This window comes from Spirochaetota bacterium (assembly GCA_026415295.1).
In the GTDB taxonomy this organism is placed as follows: Bacteria; Spirochaetota; JAAYUW01; order JAAYUW01; family JAOAHJ01; genus JAOAHJ01.
Genome location: JAOAHJ010000030.1, coordinates 1 through 16,751, shown reverse-complemented (window position 1 = coordinate 16,751; position 16,751 = coordinate 1). Strand labels below are relative to the sequence as shown.

The 16,751-nt window shown below is 21.3% G+C and carries 13 protein-coding genes; 5 read left to right on the top strand and 8 right to left on the bottom strand.

The window, feature by feature from the left end; all coding sequences use genetic code 11:
* The first annotated feature begins 573 nt into the window (after positions 1 to 573).
* Entirely contained in the window at positions 574 to 1,515 is a 942-nt protein-coding gene (locus N3A58_07475; protein MCX8059239.1) for a magnesium transporter CorA family protein, read from the top strand.
* A 437-nt stretch (positions 1,516 to 1,952) separates the two neighbouring features.
* On the opposite strand, the gene N3A58_07470 is transcribed toward N3A58_07475, so the two are convergent.
* The 4 genes from N3A58_07470 to N3A58_07455 all read right to left on the bottom strand — a co-directional run bounded on the left by N3A58_07470 (position 1,953) and on the right by N3A58_07455 (position 7,404).
* Entirely contained in the window at positions 1,953 to 3,740 is a 1,788-nt protein-coding gene (locus N3A58_07470; GenBank protein ID MCX8059238.1) for a hypothetical protein, read from the bottom strand.
* A 3-nt stretch (positions 3,741 to 3,743) separates the two neighbouring features.
* On the bottom strand, positions 3,744 to 4,073 hold the full coding sequence (gene trxA, locus N3A58_07465) for a thioredoxin (protein MCX8059237.1): 330 nt from the start codon (positions 4,071 to 4,073) through the stop codon (positions 3,744 to 3,746).
* A gap of 223 nt (positions 4,074 to 4,296) precedes the next feature.
* Positions 4,297 to 6,546: a tetratricopeptide repeat protein gene (locus N3A58_07460; GenBank protein MCX8059236.1), complete on the bottom strand. Its 2,250-nt coding sequence runs from the start codon at positions 6,544 to 6,546 to the stop codon at positions 4,297 to 4,299.
* Between the two features lie 72 nt (positions 6,547 to 6,618).
* Positions 6,619 to 7,404: a tetratricopeptide repeat protein gene (locus N3A58_07455; GenBank protein MCX8059235.1), complete on the bottom strand. Its 786-nt coding sequence runs from the start codon at positions 7,402 to 7,404 to the stop codon at positions 6,619 to 6,621.
* A 248-nt stretch (positions 7,405 to 7,652) separates the two neighbouring features.
* On the opposite strand from N3A58_07455, the gene N3A58_07450 reads away from it, so the two are divergent.
* The 3 genes from N3A58_07450 to N3A58_07440 are packed head-to-tail and all read left to right on the top strand — an operon-like array spanning position 7,653 to position 11,016.
* The gene (locus N3A58_07450) at positions 7,653 to 9,038 is read left to right on the top strand and encodes a tetratricopeptide repeat protein (GenBank protein ID MCX8059234.1); all 1,386 of its coding nucleotides are present in this window, start codon (positions 7,653 to 7,655) and stop codon (positions 9,036 to 9,038) included.
* Positions 9,039 to 9,094: 56 nt separating this feature from the next.
* Positions 9,095 to 9,658 carry a S26 family signal peptidase gene (locus N3A58_07445; GenBank protein MCX8059233.1) on the top strand — a complete coding sequence of 188 codons (564 nt, stop codon included), beginning with the start codon at positions 9,095 to 9,097 and terminating at the stop codon, positions 9,656 to 9,658.
* Between the two features lie 14 nt (positions 9,659 to 9,672).
* Positions 9,673 to 11,016, top strand: coding sequence for a radical SAM protein (locus tag N3A58_07440; GenBank protein MCX8059232.1), 1,344 nt, complete (start codon positions 9,673 to 9,675; stop codon positions 11,014 to 11,016).
* 15 nt (positions 11,017 to 11,031) lie between these two features.
* On the opposite strand, the gene N3A58_07435 is transcribed toward N3A58_07440, so the two are convergent.
* The 4 genes from N3A58_07435 to N3A58_07420 form a co-directional block, all read right to left on the bottom strand.
* A complete protein-coding gene (locus N3A58_07435) occupies positions 11,032 to 12,147 on the bottom strand; it encodes a hypothetical protein (protein MCX8059231.1) in 1,116 nt (371 codons plus the stop codon).
* A 72-nt stretch (positions 12,148 to 12,219) separates the two neighbouring features.
* The gene (locus tag N3A58_07430; protein ID MCX8059230.1) at positions 12,220 to 13,260 is read right to left on the bottom strand and encodes an AEC family transporter; all 1,041 of its coding nucleotides are present in this window, start codon (positions 13,258 to 13,260) and stop codon (positions 12,220 to 12,222) included.
* A 1-nt stretch (position 13,261) separates the two neighbouring features.
* Complete coding sequence (locus N3A58_07425) at positions 13,262 to 14,128, bottom strand: NAD(P)-dependent oxidoreductase (GenBank protein MCX8059229.1); 867 nt, start codon at positions 14,126 to 14,128, stop codon at positions 13,262 to 13,264.
* Positions 14,129 to 14,141: 13 nt separating this feature from the next.
* Positions 14,142 to 14,804 (bottom strand): transaldolase, encoded by a 663-nt coding sequence (locus N3A58_07420; protein MCX8059228.1) that lies wholly within the window; start codon positions 14,802 to 14,804, stop codon positions 14,142 to 14,144.
* Positions 14,805 to 15,173: 369 nt separating this feature from the next.
* On the opposite strand from N3A58_07420, the gene N3A58_07415 reads away from it, so the two are divergent.
* A complete protein-coding gene (locus tag N3A58_07415) occupies positions 15,174 to 16,550 on the top strand; it encodes a sodium:glutamate symporter (protein ID MCX8059227.1) in 1,377 nt (458 codons plus the stop codon).
* Positions 16,551 to 16,751 lie beyond the last annotated feature (201 nt).

The window sequence follows — 16,751 nt, the reverse complement described above, 5'->3', positions numbered from 1 at the left end:
TTCATTTATAAGAACTAAAATAGAGAAATCTTTTGGGATTTTACCGGCAATAATATTTGCAGCGATGTTATATTCTTTACATCATGCTGGTTTTCAACCAGAATTTGTCAAACTATTTTTTGTTGGAATACTATATGCAACTAATAATTTAGGTGAATTAAAAAATTAATAGATAAGTTAATATATAATGATATTTTGACAAGATTATTCAATAATTTATTTGTTAATAATTTAAGATTAAAATATACAGAAAATTATTAAAAAGATACCAATAATGAACAAAAATATATAAAAATTTAGATGTAAAGGTTCTTGGAATTGTTTTTATTTAATCAAAGAATACTTAAAATGAAATTAAAAACATCTAGTTTTATTACTAATTTTTATAAAATAATAGGAATTATTATTTTACATATAATACAAAAATATTGTTTGACAATTATTATTTATAATTTTTAATAAATTAGATATTTTATAAAATTAAAAATAATAAGGATTTAATAAATAATTTTTATAGATTTAAATTAACTTTAGGTAATTGAAATAAGACTTTTTTCAAAAAGGAGGAGTAAAATGCTTATAAAATATCAAATAGATAATAACACACTATCAAAGAATGATAATGGTAATATTTTATATTATTATAAAATAAGTGAAGATGAAAAAGAATATATAAACAAAAATTATTTAATTGATTTACATACTCTGTCATCAGCTTTAGATCCAGAAGAAGTTCCTAGATTTGAAATAAATAAAGAGAATTTAACTTTAATATGGAAGATTCCAAGTGCATTGAAATTAGGAGATTATCCTTCATTTAGTATTTTATCTCTTGGATTTTTTTTAACTAAAGATAATTTAATAATTATTTCTTCTGATTATTGTCAGTTAATTGATGAAAAAAGTAAATTAGATATAAGTTCACTGATAGGTGCAATTTTTGCTATACAAAACAATACTATTAAACATTTTATTGAGCATTTAAAAGTAATTAAATTAATATCAAGGGACATTCAAGAAAAAATAAATGAATCTATGGAAAATGAGTATTTATTACAAATGTTTAATTTGAGTGAGATTTTAATATTTTATTTAGATGCAATAAATGGCAATAAAATTTTATTAAATAAATTGTTAGTTTATTTAAAAGCTAATAATGCTGATCCATATATTATTGATTATTTAAATGATATAATTATTGAGAATGAACAAGCAAGTAAGCAAGCGGAGATATATTCCCAAATTTTTGCAGGACTAATGGATGCAAGGGGAACTATAGTCAATAATAACATGAATGTTATGATTAAAAATCTTACTGTTATTAATATAATATTTTTACCATTAAATCTAATTGCAAGTATAGGGGGTATGTCTGAATTTTCAATGATGACTCAGAAAATTCCATGGCCTATTTCTTATGGTATTTTTACTGTTTCGATGTTAGTTATAGGATGGTTAACTTATTTATGGATTAGTAAAATTGAGAAAAAGAGTAGAAAATATAAGAAAAAATGAAAAAGATTATATAGTAAAATTAAAATTCTATTTAGTTTGAAAATTACTAATAATTTAATTTTTTAATTTATTTATATTAATCCTATTTAATATAAAAAAACTATTTATATTATAAAAATTATTTTTGAATATTTTAGATAAATTAGACTAAAATGTTTTTTGAAAATGATTCCAGTGTCAATAAATATGATTTTAGCTATAATTAACTTCTGTTTTTACCCCACTATTTTTAGAAATATCATAGATGCTGAAATTATTTTAAAAAAGATTATCAATAAACAATATTATCTATATGATATTAATATTAGCTAATTTTAATATCGTTGATTTACTAAATTTCTAGCTATTAATGTTTTATTATTTAAACATAGTTTATTTAATGAATTTTATGATTATTTTTATTATTATTATAAATGTATAAAAATAAATATTAAAAATTAAATAAAATTTAAAAACTTTTTTATTTTCTTAATTTTTTTTGAATATTTAAGTTCGTTTTTTGTTAAGTTGCAATAGATTTCACTAAAAAATAATTCTTTAAATAGATTTTTTATAAATAAATTATCATTATATTTCGTATCATAATAATAATTTGTTAATAAATTTTCTTCTCCATATTTAATAATGAATTCACTAATATTATTTATAAAATCATTAATGATTATTTTTAAATTATCAATATTTTGAGTAAATCTATTTATATCAAAAGGAATCATTTCATATCTATTATTTTCTTTATTATTTGGTGTTTTATTATAAAAAAAATTATTATATGAATTTAAGTCTTTAATAAAATTAGTTTTTATATTATCAAAATTTTTTAATGAAATATCAAGTTTATATGAATTGTGTTTTTCAGAAGAGTAATAAATATTTTTAGCTTCCCAGCTATGAATATTTTTGATATAATTTTCATGTTTTAAAATATAATAAAAAAGTGGATACAATTTATGATGGGATATTTTATTAAAATTGAAATCTAAATTTTCATAATCTGATCCAATAATTTTTAAAAAAAATTTTGATCTACTTTTAATCGCTAGAATGTTTAAAAAATTTACTAACATATTTATAGATGTTCCAGAGAAATTATTTTGATTAACCATTATATTATCAAATATTATCTGTTCTATAATTGAATTAAATGAGCAAAAAATAATATTAATAAATTCACTTTTATTGGATAATTTTATTTTTCTTAAAATAAATGAATATGGGGAGTATAAGGAGGTAAGTATATTTAGTTTTTGTAATTCTTTATTGTTATTATAGGTTATTTTTTGACAGTAATTTAAAAATTTATAGATGCTTAAAATTGTAAAAAAGTTTGTATCGAAGTTTATGTAGAAATCTACTGGTATATTTTTGTAAAAAAAAAGATCTATGTTTGAAATAATTGAAAAATTAGTTGAATTGTCAAAAATATATAGATTTTTTTCAAGAGAGTAATTAAATAGATAATTTAATTTTGGAGATGCTCCAAAAACATTAATATAATTTGTTTCAATGTTGATATAAGAATAAAAATTATTTATAATATTATTTTTTATTAAAAAAATGTTTTTAAAAAAATTTCTTAAATATTGGTTATGTTGTATAGAGGATGAAAAGGAGGATAAATTTTTTAATTTTATTAGATTAATGCTATTTTTTATTTTATCAAGAAAGTTCTGGTAATTTAAATATTGAAATGATATAGAATTTTTCTCTAAGTAATTAGAATATGAATTTTCTAGTTTTATTTTAGTTTCTAATAAATTTTTAGCTATTTTTTCATGAAAATTTTCTTCAAGAATAATAATTTTTGAATCAAGAAAAAAAAGTTCATCAAAACCATTTAGTAAAATATTATCAATATAATTAAAATCCCCTGTAACAAAAATTAGATTATTTAGATTGTAAAGTATATTATTATGATGATATATGATAAATATAAATGAATATAATTGCTTTTTATAATTAAAATAGAAATTAGGGTTTTTAAATAATTCAAAGAATATAATAAAAGATGAAATATTATTAATAAAAAACAATATTTTATTTTTCTTTTGTTCTTTGTTGGAATTTATTGATGATTTATTATGAATTAATTCTATAAGGTATTCGGAAAAAATTAAGTAATAGTTATCATTTAAGTTTTGAGTAAAATTTTCAATTTCTTTTAATATAAAATTTAAATCTAATTTTTTGTATATCTCAGATTTGTTTCTCTCTAAATCATCCATTTTTTATTTTTTTAAGTTTTCTTCAATAAACTTAACTATCTGATTTTTTGGCATAGCACCTATAATTCTTTTTATTTCTTTTCCACCTATAAAAAGAATTAATGTTGGTATTGAAACAATTTGGTATTTGGAAGATATTTCGAAACCTTCATCTGTGTTTAATTTACAAACTTTTAATTTCCCTGTATATTCTTTAGCTATTTCATCAATAAATGGAGATATCATTTTACATGGACCACACCATGGAGCCCAAAAGTCAACAAGAACAGGTAAATCTGATTTTAATACTTCATTTTCAAAATTTGATTCATTAAGCTCAATATAATTTCCCATAAATAATTCCTCTCTTTTAATAATTAAAAATATTTAATAATAAAAATTTTACAATGAACTTATTATTTTCAATCAAATTAAATTAAATAGTTAAATCTTAAATAGTTATTAGATATAATAAATAAGATCCAAATATTCACTTTATTTAATTTAAAACAAATATATCAAATAATTAAAAAATAATCTATAAAAAATTTTATTAAAATAATTTTTTTACAAAATTTTATTTATTTTTATTTATTTCTTCAATCTTTTTTAATAATTCTTTTCTTTTTTCTTCATTTGCAAAACCAAGATATGTATCAATATATTTTAAAGCTTCATCATACTTTTTTTGTGCAATTAGAGCTTCTATTATAAGATCATAAGCTGATGCATATTTACTTATTAATGAAATAGCCTTTTTTGCCATAGATTCAGCTTTATCAAAAACTTTAAGTTTAAAATATAAAGTACCAGCTTTAACATAAAAGTTTGCTTTCTCTCTATTTATATCAAGATCAGAAGATATGGAAGTTTTAACATTTGCTTCGAATTTAGTAACTGTATCATTTAATGTATTTAAGTCATTAAAATTATCAATTTTTAATGCAGCATCACAAAAGCCACTATAAGTTTCAATAAATGGAGATGCATATGTTAGAGCTTTTTTATAGTATTCATAAGATTTTGCTGGATCGTCTTTTAAAATCATATTTCCAATTATAGAATAAACTTTTGCATAATTTTGTGATCTTTGGTTAACATCTGTTATCTTTTTGTTTTCATTAATAGCAGAAGCATAATTTTCTAAAGCTTTTTGCATATCTCCCATTTCTTTATATGCTGTTCCAAGATTAAAGTAATTCGTATAGTTTACCCCTCCAAGTTGTATTGCTTTTTCCAGAACTTGGATTGCTTCTTTATATTTCTTTAAGTTATTAATATATAGAGACCCTAACTCTTCATAAGGTAATAGATATGAATTATTTATTTCAATTGATTTTTTAAACATTTCTTCTGCTTCATTAAATTTTTTAAGATCTGCAAGAACTTTCCCATAATTATAAAAATATTTATATTTATAAGTTTCATCGTAGTAATTATTTGATTTTAAACCTTCATTAAATGTAGAAATAGAATTATTTCCTTGTCCTATTTTCCAGTATGAGAGAGATAAGAATAAATATTCATCAACATATTTAGGTTCCTTTTTAAGTGAATTTTGTGCTAAACTAATAACTTCATTAAATTTATTTAAAGAATATAGTGCTTTTAAATAATTTATTATGTTTTCTTTGTCATCAGGATTAACTTTATATGCAGTTTCAATATGGGCTAAAGCTTGATTGTAATTTTTTGCATCAAGAGCCATTTTACCAAGATATTTGTTTGCTATAAAATTTTTTGGATCAGCTTTATATAATTTTTCTATATAATTTTTTGCTTTTTCTTCATCTTTAAGTGCTATATAATTTAATACCATTCCTTCCATTGCATCTATATTATTTGGATCATAAGATAAAGCTTTACTGAAAGAATCTATTGATTTATCATAAAGGCCATTTTTATAATAAATTTTTCCCAAAAGAACATAAGATAAAACGCTATCTTTCTTAATATCAGTTGCCTTATTTGCATTTTCAATTATTTTTTTCTGGTTTTCAGATGAGTTAGGATTTAGTTTATAATATGATAAGGCTAATTGTTCATATGCTTCATAATCATCATTTTTATATTTTTTAGCATCTTCAAAATATTCTATTGCTTTTCCTATATTTCCTTTATTTAATTCTTCTTTTCCTTTTTTTATAAGTTCATCATATTTTTGTTTATTTGGATCAATTTTTGGTTGCTGTTGTGTTGTAGTTGATTCTGTTTGTTTAGTTTCTTGTGTTTGAGATTGTTGATTTTTTGAAGGATTCTGAACACTAGAGCTAGAAGAGGATGATTGAGTTGAAGGTGAAGATATGGCTGTTGTTTTTTTTGTAGATTCGTTATTTTTAGAGGTTTTTGGTGCTATTGAACTATTTTGGGATGTGTTTTCAGATGATTTAGTATTTGAAGATTCATTGGAAATAGAAGTTTTATCTTTAGTATTCTTTTGGTTTATACTACTATTTGAGTTTGAATTAGTTGTATTTGATTTTTCTTTTTCTTGTGCAATTTTTAAATTCTCCTTTTTGCCTTTATTTAGGTACTCTTCTATTAATTTTAATGCAAGATCATAATTATTTTTAATTAAATTTTTATATATTAAATTTGAATACAAATGATTTGGATATTTTAGTAATATTTCTTGTAATAATTTTTTTGTTTCCTCATAATCTTTGCCTTCAATTAAAGTTTTTGCTAATTTTAACCTTGAATCTATATAATTGTTTTTAATTATATTTACTGTGATGAGAGAAAGAATAAGTAATAAGATTCCGGTAATAGAAATAGCTATAATTAATTGTTTTGTGTTTTTTAATCTTTGATCTTTATTATTCATAAAAACTCCTTAGTTTATTTAAATAATTTTAAAAAATTTTAGAAAAAATTTTTTGTTATTTAAAATAAATAATTAAATATCTTCTTCATTTTCAGTTTCTTCACCTGTTGGTTCAGATATTTCAACAGTTTCAGGATCATTTAATATAGAGTCTAAAAGTGAAGATAAAGAACTTGTACTTCCAGATGATGAAGAAGTTCCACTTCCTGATGACCCACTTCCTGATCCTGAACCAGATGTAGAGGTTCCCTGGGTTGATGAGCTAGAACTTGCTACTTGAGTATTTTCGGGAAATTTAAAGTTTGGATCTTTTAAAAGTTCTAATATTTTTAATATTTTTTCTTTTTTTTCTTCATTTTTAGTATAAGCAACATAATATTGAAAGTTTTCTATTGTTTTTGCTTTATCTTTAAGTTTAAAATAACAAAATCCAAGTTGTAAATAAGCACTATCAAATATAGGATCAATCTTAAGGCAATTGTTAAAATATTTTATTGAGTTTACATAATCCTCCAACATATAATAAGTGAGACCTATATTATAGTTGAGTTCTTTTTCATATTTATTATATTCAATAGCAATAAGATAATATTTTAAAGCTTCTTTGTAATCTTTATCAAAAAAATATATGTTTCCTAAATAATAAAACAATAAGACATTTTTATATCCTTCATTTAAAGCTAGAATTAAATATTGTTTCGCGATTTGAAATTTAGATTGAATATAATACTTTTCACCTTCAATAAAGTTTTTATTTTCTTCTTCAGAGTAAATAATGTTTAACTTATTTATATGAAATATAAAAGTTGTGAAAATTATAAAAGTTAATATTATAATTTTTTTTATTTTTTTCTTCATTCTTTTCCAAATATTTTTTAATAAACATTTAAATAATAATCGATAAAAAATATAAACAATAAATATTATTGTACAATCAAAAATAGTATAACTAATAGTATTATTGAAAAATTAATATAATATAATATTTTTATATAGGTAAAAAATGTTATATAATAAGAAATAATATTTTTTTATATTATAGCTTAAAAATTTAAAAATTAAACATAAAATGTAATAATAAAATTCTAGAAAAAATTGGAGAATTTGTGGATATTTCATTATTGATAGGTGTTGGATCTGGAATTCTTTTTATAATTTCAATTATACTTTATAAAGTTTTTTTTTCACCAGTTAAAATAGCTAAAATAAAACAATTAATTTCATCGGGAAGATTTGAAGAAGCAGCTGGATATTTGAGAAAGCTTATAAAAAGAGATCCTGATAATCCAATTAATCACTATTATTTAGCTGAATGTTTATGGAATATGAAAAACTATAATGAAGCAAAAAGCGAGTATAATTATCTTTTTAGATATAATTTAGAAACTTATGGAATTTCAGAAGCTCAAGTTAGATTTAAACTTGCAGATATTTATCTCAATAAGAATCAGTTTGATGAAGCTTTGAAAGAACTTTTGCTTATTTATAACAATAATCCTGATGATTTATATACCTGTTTAGAGATTGCTGATATATTTAAGAATAAACAGAAATGGGATCATGCTTTAAAATTTTACCAAAAAGCCCTAAAAATAGATAAAGATAATGCTAAAGCTATTTTTTCAACAGGTGAAATTTTAATAGAGAAAAAACAATATTCAATTGCTAAAAAGTATTTGCAAGCAGCTTTAAAGCTTGCCCCAAATTCTCCAGATGCTCAATACTTTTATGGTATATCATGTAAAGAAACTTCTGATATTAGGAATGCTATAATATATCTTTCAAAAGTTACTTCTGTTGAGAGGTTTGCCTTAAATGCTAACTTTAATCTTGGATTAATATATTTTGAAAACAAAGATTATCAAAATGCCGTTAAATATTTTGAAGAAGCTTTAAAATGGATAAAAGATTTTAATTCAAATTCTTATCTTAATATCCTTTATATAATTGCTGATACTTATTATAAAATGAATTTTATAGATAAAGCAATTGAGTTATGGGAAAAAATTAATAGTATAAAATCAAATTTTAGGGATGTCATTGTTAAATTATCTAAATTCCAACATTTAAAAAATGATGATAATATTAAAGAATTTCTTACTGCTTCAAAACAAAGTTTTGAAGAGATTGTTCAAGATATTATACACTATTTTGATTGTAAAATTGTTAGTATTAAATTTGACTCTGATGGAAAATTTGCTGAAGCACAAACCATAGGTTCAACATCTGGTTGGAAAAAAATTGACAAATTACCAATTTATTTTATGATTTTAAGAGATATTTCTAGGCCTATTAATATTGAGTTAGTTTCTGATGTTGTAGATAAAATGAAAACTTACAAATCTGCAAAGGCTTATTTAATAGCCCCTTCTTATAGTTTGCCTGAAGTTAACCAATATGTAAATCAAAGACCAATCGAAATAATTAATAGGGACCAGCTTAGTAAAATTTTAAAAGAGGTATTAAATTCGAAAAAAAATATTCTTGAGTAAAAATTATACTCAATTTTATATACTTATTAAATATAAAATATAATTAAAGAAACATTATGTATATAAGAACTAATGCTCCACATAAAAAAATAAAAACAGAAAGTATATTAAAAACTTTTTTAATTTTTTATTTTTCTTTTTCAATTTTATTTTCTTTGATATTTAGCTTTATTAAACCTTTTTATTTTAAAAAAACATATTTAGGAATTTTTTTTATTAATTCTTCTATTGTTAATTTTAAAGTTATAAAAGGAGACACAGTTTTTATATCAAATAATAGTAATAATAATTACTTGTCCATATTAGGCTCAAATCTTATTTCTTTTATTAATATTTTTAATATTAATAAAAATAATAAAAATTATAAATTATATAAAATAATAGCTTTAGAAGGAGATAGGGTTTATTTTAAGGATGGTAATTTTTATGTTAATGATAAAGCTATTTTAAATATAAAAAAAGATATATTTTTTGAGTTTGATGAAATAATTATACCAAAAGATTGCTATTTTTGTTTGAGCATTGATTCATCAGATATATTTGATTCTTCTATTTATGGTTGTTTTTCTTTTAAAGATATTGGTGGTAAAGTTATATATAAAAGATTCATAAAGTTTTAATAAAATTAAAATTAATGGAAGAAATTTCAATTTATATTCATTTTCCTTTTTGCCAAATAAAATGTCAATATTGTCATTTTTATTCATTTAGCTTGAATAAACTTAATTTTATTAAAAAATTAATTTTTATTAAAAAATATGTAAGACAATTGATTTGTGAAATCGAGTTTTATTCAAAGTTTTTATTTATAAAAGATGATTATTATAGAAAGAACAAGTTGCTTGTAGTTAATAAATTAAGAAATTACAAAAACGCAACTAAAATTAAATCAATATATTTTGGAGGAGGTACTCCTTCTTGTATAAATGCAAGATATATTAATAAAATATTAAGAATCATTAAAAAATATTTTATTTTAAGCAATAATGCAGAGATTACGATTGAAATGAATCCGTCAGATATTAACGAAAGTAAAATTAAATACTATAAAAAAATTGGAATAAATAGGATTTCTGTTGGTATACAATCACTAAATGAAAATGATTATTATTTCCTAGGAAGAAATTTATTAGGAAAAGGCAATATTCTAATTAATAAGAATTTATTAGAATATTTTAATAAAAAATTGAATATAATAAAAAAATATTATTCTAATTATTCATTAGATTTTGTGCTTGGCCTTAATAATTTTAATTTAGAACTTTTATCTTCATTTATTTCTTCAAATAGAATACCGCACTTATCATTTTATATGCTAATGTTTACAGGAGAAGAGGAAGGTTATATTTTTTATAAAGATAAAATGTATGATATTGATAAATTATCTTATAAACAATATAAAAAAGTTCAAAAAATGCTGAATAAACATGGATATATTCACTATGAAATCTCAAATTTTGCATTAAAAGAAGATTTTTTTTCTATACATAATTTGAACTACTGGCAGAGAGGATACTATCTTGGGATAGGGGCATCAGCTTCTGGTTTTATAGGTTATTTAAGGTATAAAAATTTTTTTCTTGATAAATATATGAAAATTGATTTTAAAAAAATTAGTAAAAATATTTTTTATTATTTATCTACTAAAGATACAGAAGATGAGTTAATTAAAAAAGAATATAAGAGTACAATAGATGATTTTCTTAAATTCTTTTATAAAAATATTTATTTAGATTATGAAATATTAACTTTGAAAGATGAAATTAATGAAGAAATAATGCTTGGACTAAGACTTAAAAAGGGAGTATCTATAAAAAAGCTTTATAAAAAATATAATTTTGATTTATTGAAGGAGAAGAAAGATATAATAGAATCGTTTAGAAAAAAAGGATATATAGAAATCAATAAAGATTTCTTAAAAATAAGAGAAAATTATTTTCATATATCAAATTCAATAATATCTGAGATTTTTATTTAATTAATTATTGTTAAATTATTCTTTAATATAAATGTCCCAGATTTCTGAAAAATATGTATATTTATCATTTGAAATTTCAAAAATTGGAGACAAAGTTTCAAGTTCTTCATAATGTTTTGAAAGATAAACCTGGAAGTTTGTAAAAAGATCAGGATAAATAGATAAATTTTTATCATTTTGAAATATTTCTTTAGAAAAAATAAAGTTTCTGGAGATATAAAAAGCTATATTTGAATTAATAAAGAACCCAAATTTATTATTTTTTTTTCTTTCATTTATAACTTTTACTAATTTTTCAAGTTTGTTAACATTTGGAGTGTTTATTAATAAATTTCTAATTAAACTATGTTTTTTGTTTAAAATATTTTTTGCATTTAAAAGCTTTATATTGTCAGTTGATAAATTGTTGTATGGCCAAAAAACTATGTTATATTGTGGATTTAATTTTGAAAAATTTTTGTATATAGGGAAAATAAAATATCCATTTCCATTTAATACTGTAATACCCCATAAGGATCTTGTTATTTTTTCATTTGATAAATTTTTGCAAAAATGTGTCATCTTTATTTTTAAATGATCATAAATATTTTTATTAATTTTTATTTTATCTAGTTGAGGTTCCTTTTTTATTTCAATTATAAATCCTTTTTCATGAAAATATTTGTCTAGTTTATAATGGTTGCTAAAAAAGTACAAAATGGATTCATTATTTTGATTAATATTAAAATTTACTTTGATATTATCTGGAATGTAACTTTCTATTTCATCTTCTGGAGATAGCCAAATTCTGTGCCCACCTATAAGATTATAATTGATTTTTATACCTTTATTTTTATTTGTTTTTAATTTTACTTTATAATTAACAGGCTTTATTAGATTATTTTTTGAATATATCAAATTATATACAATTAGTTCAACTCTATTTTTAGAAATTTCTTTTTTTAATTCTGAATCATTCTTATTAATTAAATTTAAATATTTTTCTGGGATTTTTCCTATAAATAAAATTCTTGGCCCAATATCTAAGGTAATACCAATATAAAAGGGGTGAATATTTATAAAATAGATTTCTCCAAATTTATTTACTTTTAATGAAAAATTTTTGAGGTTATAGTTATAAAAATTGTTCATTAATTTTCCTGTCTTCTATTTTATATTTTTACTTATTTATTTTTTTAATAAAGAATTTGAATTTTTGACTTTTTATTGGCTTAATAAATTAAAATAATTTAAAAAATACATAACAATTATCATTAAAAGTATTGATATAATATTACCAAAATTAACAAGAGCAGAAGCTATTTTAGTATTAAATCTGAATTCAATGGAATAAGGAATTATAGCCATTCCTGGTGGCATAACGAATAAAATTGAAGCAATATTTTTAGTTTTTAGTTCAATTCTTGGGAAGAAAATATAAAGCAAAATAATGAAGGATATGCCTAAAAAATATTTAAGAAATAAAATCTTAAAGATTGTTTTTAATTGTTCTTTTGTTATATCAAAAGATAGACTAAGCCCAAGCATTAATAAAACAAGGGGAGTATTAGCTTGAGAAATAGTTAAAAAGACTCTTGTTATAAATCTAGGTAACTTAATACCTACAAGAGCAAAAACTAGACCTATTAAATAACATTGAAATGGTATAAATTTTAATAGTTTTATAGAAACTTTCTTTATAACTTCTTTTGAAAATATATTTCTTAAAATAGCTCTTCTCTCCTCTTTGCTTTTAATAAATTTTTTTAATAAGATTTCATTTTGTGCAATTTTGATGGTGTCTTTTTTTTCATAGTAAATTATATAAAAAATATATGATATTATGTATGAAAATCCAAAAATAAATATTGCATTTCCTGTATCAAATAAAATAGCTCTAATAAATGTTCCAGGTGAAAAAATTTCTCTAATAAATGGATAAGCAAAAAGTCCTATATTGAAGCCTAAGAAAGAGATTATAGCTATTTCTCTATATTTAATTATTCTAAAAAAATTGAGAAAAATTATATAAAAAGGAAAAGTTGTTGTAAAAAATAAGGCAGGCAAAAATATAATTAATAGATTTCTCTTTTCAAAAGAGGAATTAGAAAAAGTTAGGAGAACGAGTGAAGGTAGAGTCAAATTAAGAACAATTTTAGTTAAAACACTTGCATCTTCCTCCTTTAAAATTTTGAATTTTTTAAGTAAAAAGCCAGAAATAATAAGAGTAAAATAAACTATTATACTTGAAATTGTGTTTAACATTTTAATTTTTTATATATTTTTCTTCAAGAATTTTAATAGTAGCAGAAAAATCTTCTCTGTTCAAATTTTTTTCTATACCTTCTTTATAAATTTTTAGTGTTTCTTTTAATGTAATAGGTTCTATATTATATTCTTTTGATAATTCTAAAGCAAGATTTAAATCTTTATACATATGTTCAAAAGGAAATTTTGGAGAAAAATCTTTATTTTTTATTGACTCTATTTTTGCATCAAGATAAAAGTTTTGTCCTCCACCAGCTTTAATTCCTTTTATAACATCATCAAAATTTAAACCAGATTTTTGTGCAAGAATAAGTGTTTCATTTACTGCTAATTGAATTCCAGCAACAAGCATATTATGCAAAATTTTCATTTTTAAACCATTTCCATTTTCTCCATAATATATAATTTCTTTACCCATACACTTTAATATATCATATATTTTTTCGAAAATTTCTTTTCTCCCACCAACTAAAATACCCAATTCACCTTTTATAGCTGCTGGTTGGCTTTTAACAACTGGAGCATCAAGCATTTCAACACCAATTTTTCTAAGTTCGGAAGAGATATCTCTGGAGGTTTTATAAGAAATAGTACTCATATCAATTAAAATTTGGCCTCTTCTAAATAAATTTTTTAACTTATTAATAACTTCAACAAAAATAGAGGTATTGGGAAGCATTGTTATAATAACATCTGAGTTATTAACTAAATCTTCATAAGAATTTGCTTCTTTTCCACCACTTTTTACAAACTCAACAATTTTGTTTTTATCTATATCAAAACCATATACTTCATAACCATTTTTAATAATATTTATGGCCATAGGAGTTCCCATTATACCAAGACCAATAAAACCGATTTTCATTTTTGCTCCTTTTTTAATCTTTTTTTGTTTGATCCCATGCTTCACAAAATCTTTTAAGTCCAAGATCAGTAAAAGGATGATAGAAACTTTCTTTATATACATCAAAGCCTGCAGTTACAATATGAGCTCCAGCTTTGGCAGATTCCACAATTTGAAGTCCATTTCTTAATGCTGCAACAATTATCTCTGTTTTAAAATTATAGTTTTTATATATTTGTACAATATCTTTTATATAGTCAATTGTTTTTTCTCCTGAACTTTCTTTCCATCCAACAAAAGGTGAAACAAAATATGCTCCTAATCTGCCAGCTTGAATAGCTTGAGAAGGAGAAAAAACCAATGTTATATTAACTTTTATTCCATCTTTGATTAAACTTTTAGCAGCAATTAAACCAGATTCTGTGCATGGTATTTTTATTACAAAATTTTTGCTATAAGAAGAGTATTCTTTAGCTTCTTTGATCATCTCATTTGGATCGTTTAAATGAGGATTAATCTCAATAGATATTGGAAAATCTTTGTTTTCAAAGTATTTAGCAAGCTCATTTATAACTATTTTGAATGGTTTTCCTGAAGCCATTACATGTTTTGGATTAGTAGTTACTCCATCTATTCCCCAATTTTCATATGCATATTTTATTTCATCAATCTTTGCAGAATCAAGAAAATATTTCATAATTAGGTCTCCTTTAAAATATTAGTTTATTTGGTTATCTAAATATATATAAAAAACTAATTTTTTCAATAAAACTAATTTAATTATTTTATAATGTAATTTTTTTATTTTTAACAAAGAAATTATAAAAAGTTTATAAAATAAAAATAATGAAGGATAATAAAATAAATTGGGACAAAAGAATTTATATTTAAAATAAATTGATTTAATTTTAATTAGGAAAACTTAAATAATTTTAAAAATAAATTTGAAAAATTAAAAATATATTTAATTATTACTATATATTATTTAATTATATTATTAACATAAAACTATTATTAGAAAATATAAATAAATAATTTTTATGTAGCTAAAGCTTAAGGAGGATTTATGAGTTTTGAAGGTATTTTAACTTTTATGTGGCTTTCATTTTTTCTTGGGATAAGTACTTTTATAAAAAGGAAGATAAAATTTTTTCAAAACTTTTTAATTCCTAATGCTATAATTGCTGGTTTTTTATTGTTGATATGTGGAAGAGAAGGATTAAAGATCATTAATTTCTCAGAAGAAATTCTTGGAAATATTGTTTATCATCTTTTAGCTATAGGTTTTATTTCATTAGCTTTAAAAGAGAGGGAAGTAAAAGATGATGGGAAATATACTATTAATACTGCCTTTTTTATAACTTCTACTTATATTTTACAGGGTATTGTTGGCCTTATTATATTTTTTATTATTTTTTTTATAGGTAGGAAGGATGTTTTTCCTGGTCTAGGATTACTTTTACCACTAGGATATGGGCAAGGACCAGGGCAAGCCTATTCTATAGGTATGACTTGGGAAAAACTTGGTGTTTATGGAGCTTCTTCTTTAGGTCTTGCTATTGCTACTTTTGGTTTTTTATGGGCTTGTATTCCAGGTGTTATTTATTTGAATTATAGGGTTAAATATAAAAAGGAAGTTCCAGATGTTTTATATATTCAAGGAAATGAAAATAATTTAGAGATAGAAAAAGATAAAAAAGGAGACATCCCATTAAGTGAGTCAATTGATAGGTTAACAGTCCAAATTTTTCTTATAGGCCTGGTTTATCTTATAACTTATTATTTTTTAAAAGGACTTGAATTCATTTTAAATCCTCTTGGTCCAATATTTAAAACTTTAATGCAAACTTTTTGGGGATTTCATTTTATTTTTGGAACTATTTTTGCAATATTTTTAAGATTAATATTTAATTTTATGAAAAAAAAGAAAATTATGGTTAGGAATTACCCTAATAATTTTCTTTTACAAAGAGTATCTGGAGCAAGTTTTGATTATTTGATAGCTGCATCTATTGGAGCTATATCAATAGGAGTATTAAAATATTATCTTGTTCCCTTATTGATTGTAACAACTGTTGGTGGTTTTTTAACATATTATTACTGTTCTTTTCTCTCAAAAATAGTTTATAATAAATTTAAACTTGAATTTACATTTATTCTTTATGGCAATCTTACAGGGACAATATCAACAGGTCTTGCTCTTCTAAGAGAAATTGATCCAGATTTTAAAAGCCCTGCAGCAAATTCTCTTGTTTTTGGCTCTGGGATTGCTTTATTTATAGGTTTTCCATTATTGTTTGTTTTAAATTTACCATTGTTATCAATTCAAACAGGAAAAATAAAATATTTGTATATTTCTTTAATAATATTAATATTATATATTGTTTTTCTAAAAATTGTATGGTTTATACTTTTAAAAAGTTGGAGAAAATCTGTTAATTAAAATTTTAAATAAAAAAATAATAATAAAAATAATAGATTTATTAAAAAATAAGGTTAAAAATAAATTATTGAAAAATCGAAATGAAAAAATTTAATACAAAAAATATTTGATATGATAAAAAAGTAAAAAAAAATAATATATTATAAAAAGGAAACTAAATTTAAATTATTAAAAATAATATTTTAAATTAATTTATAGAAA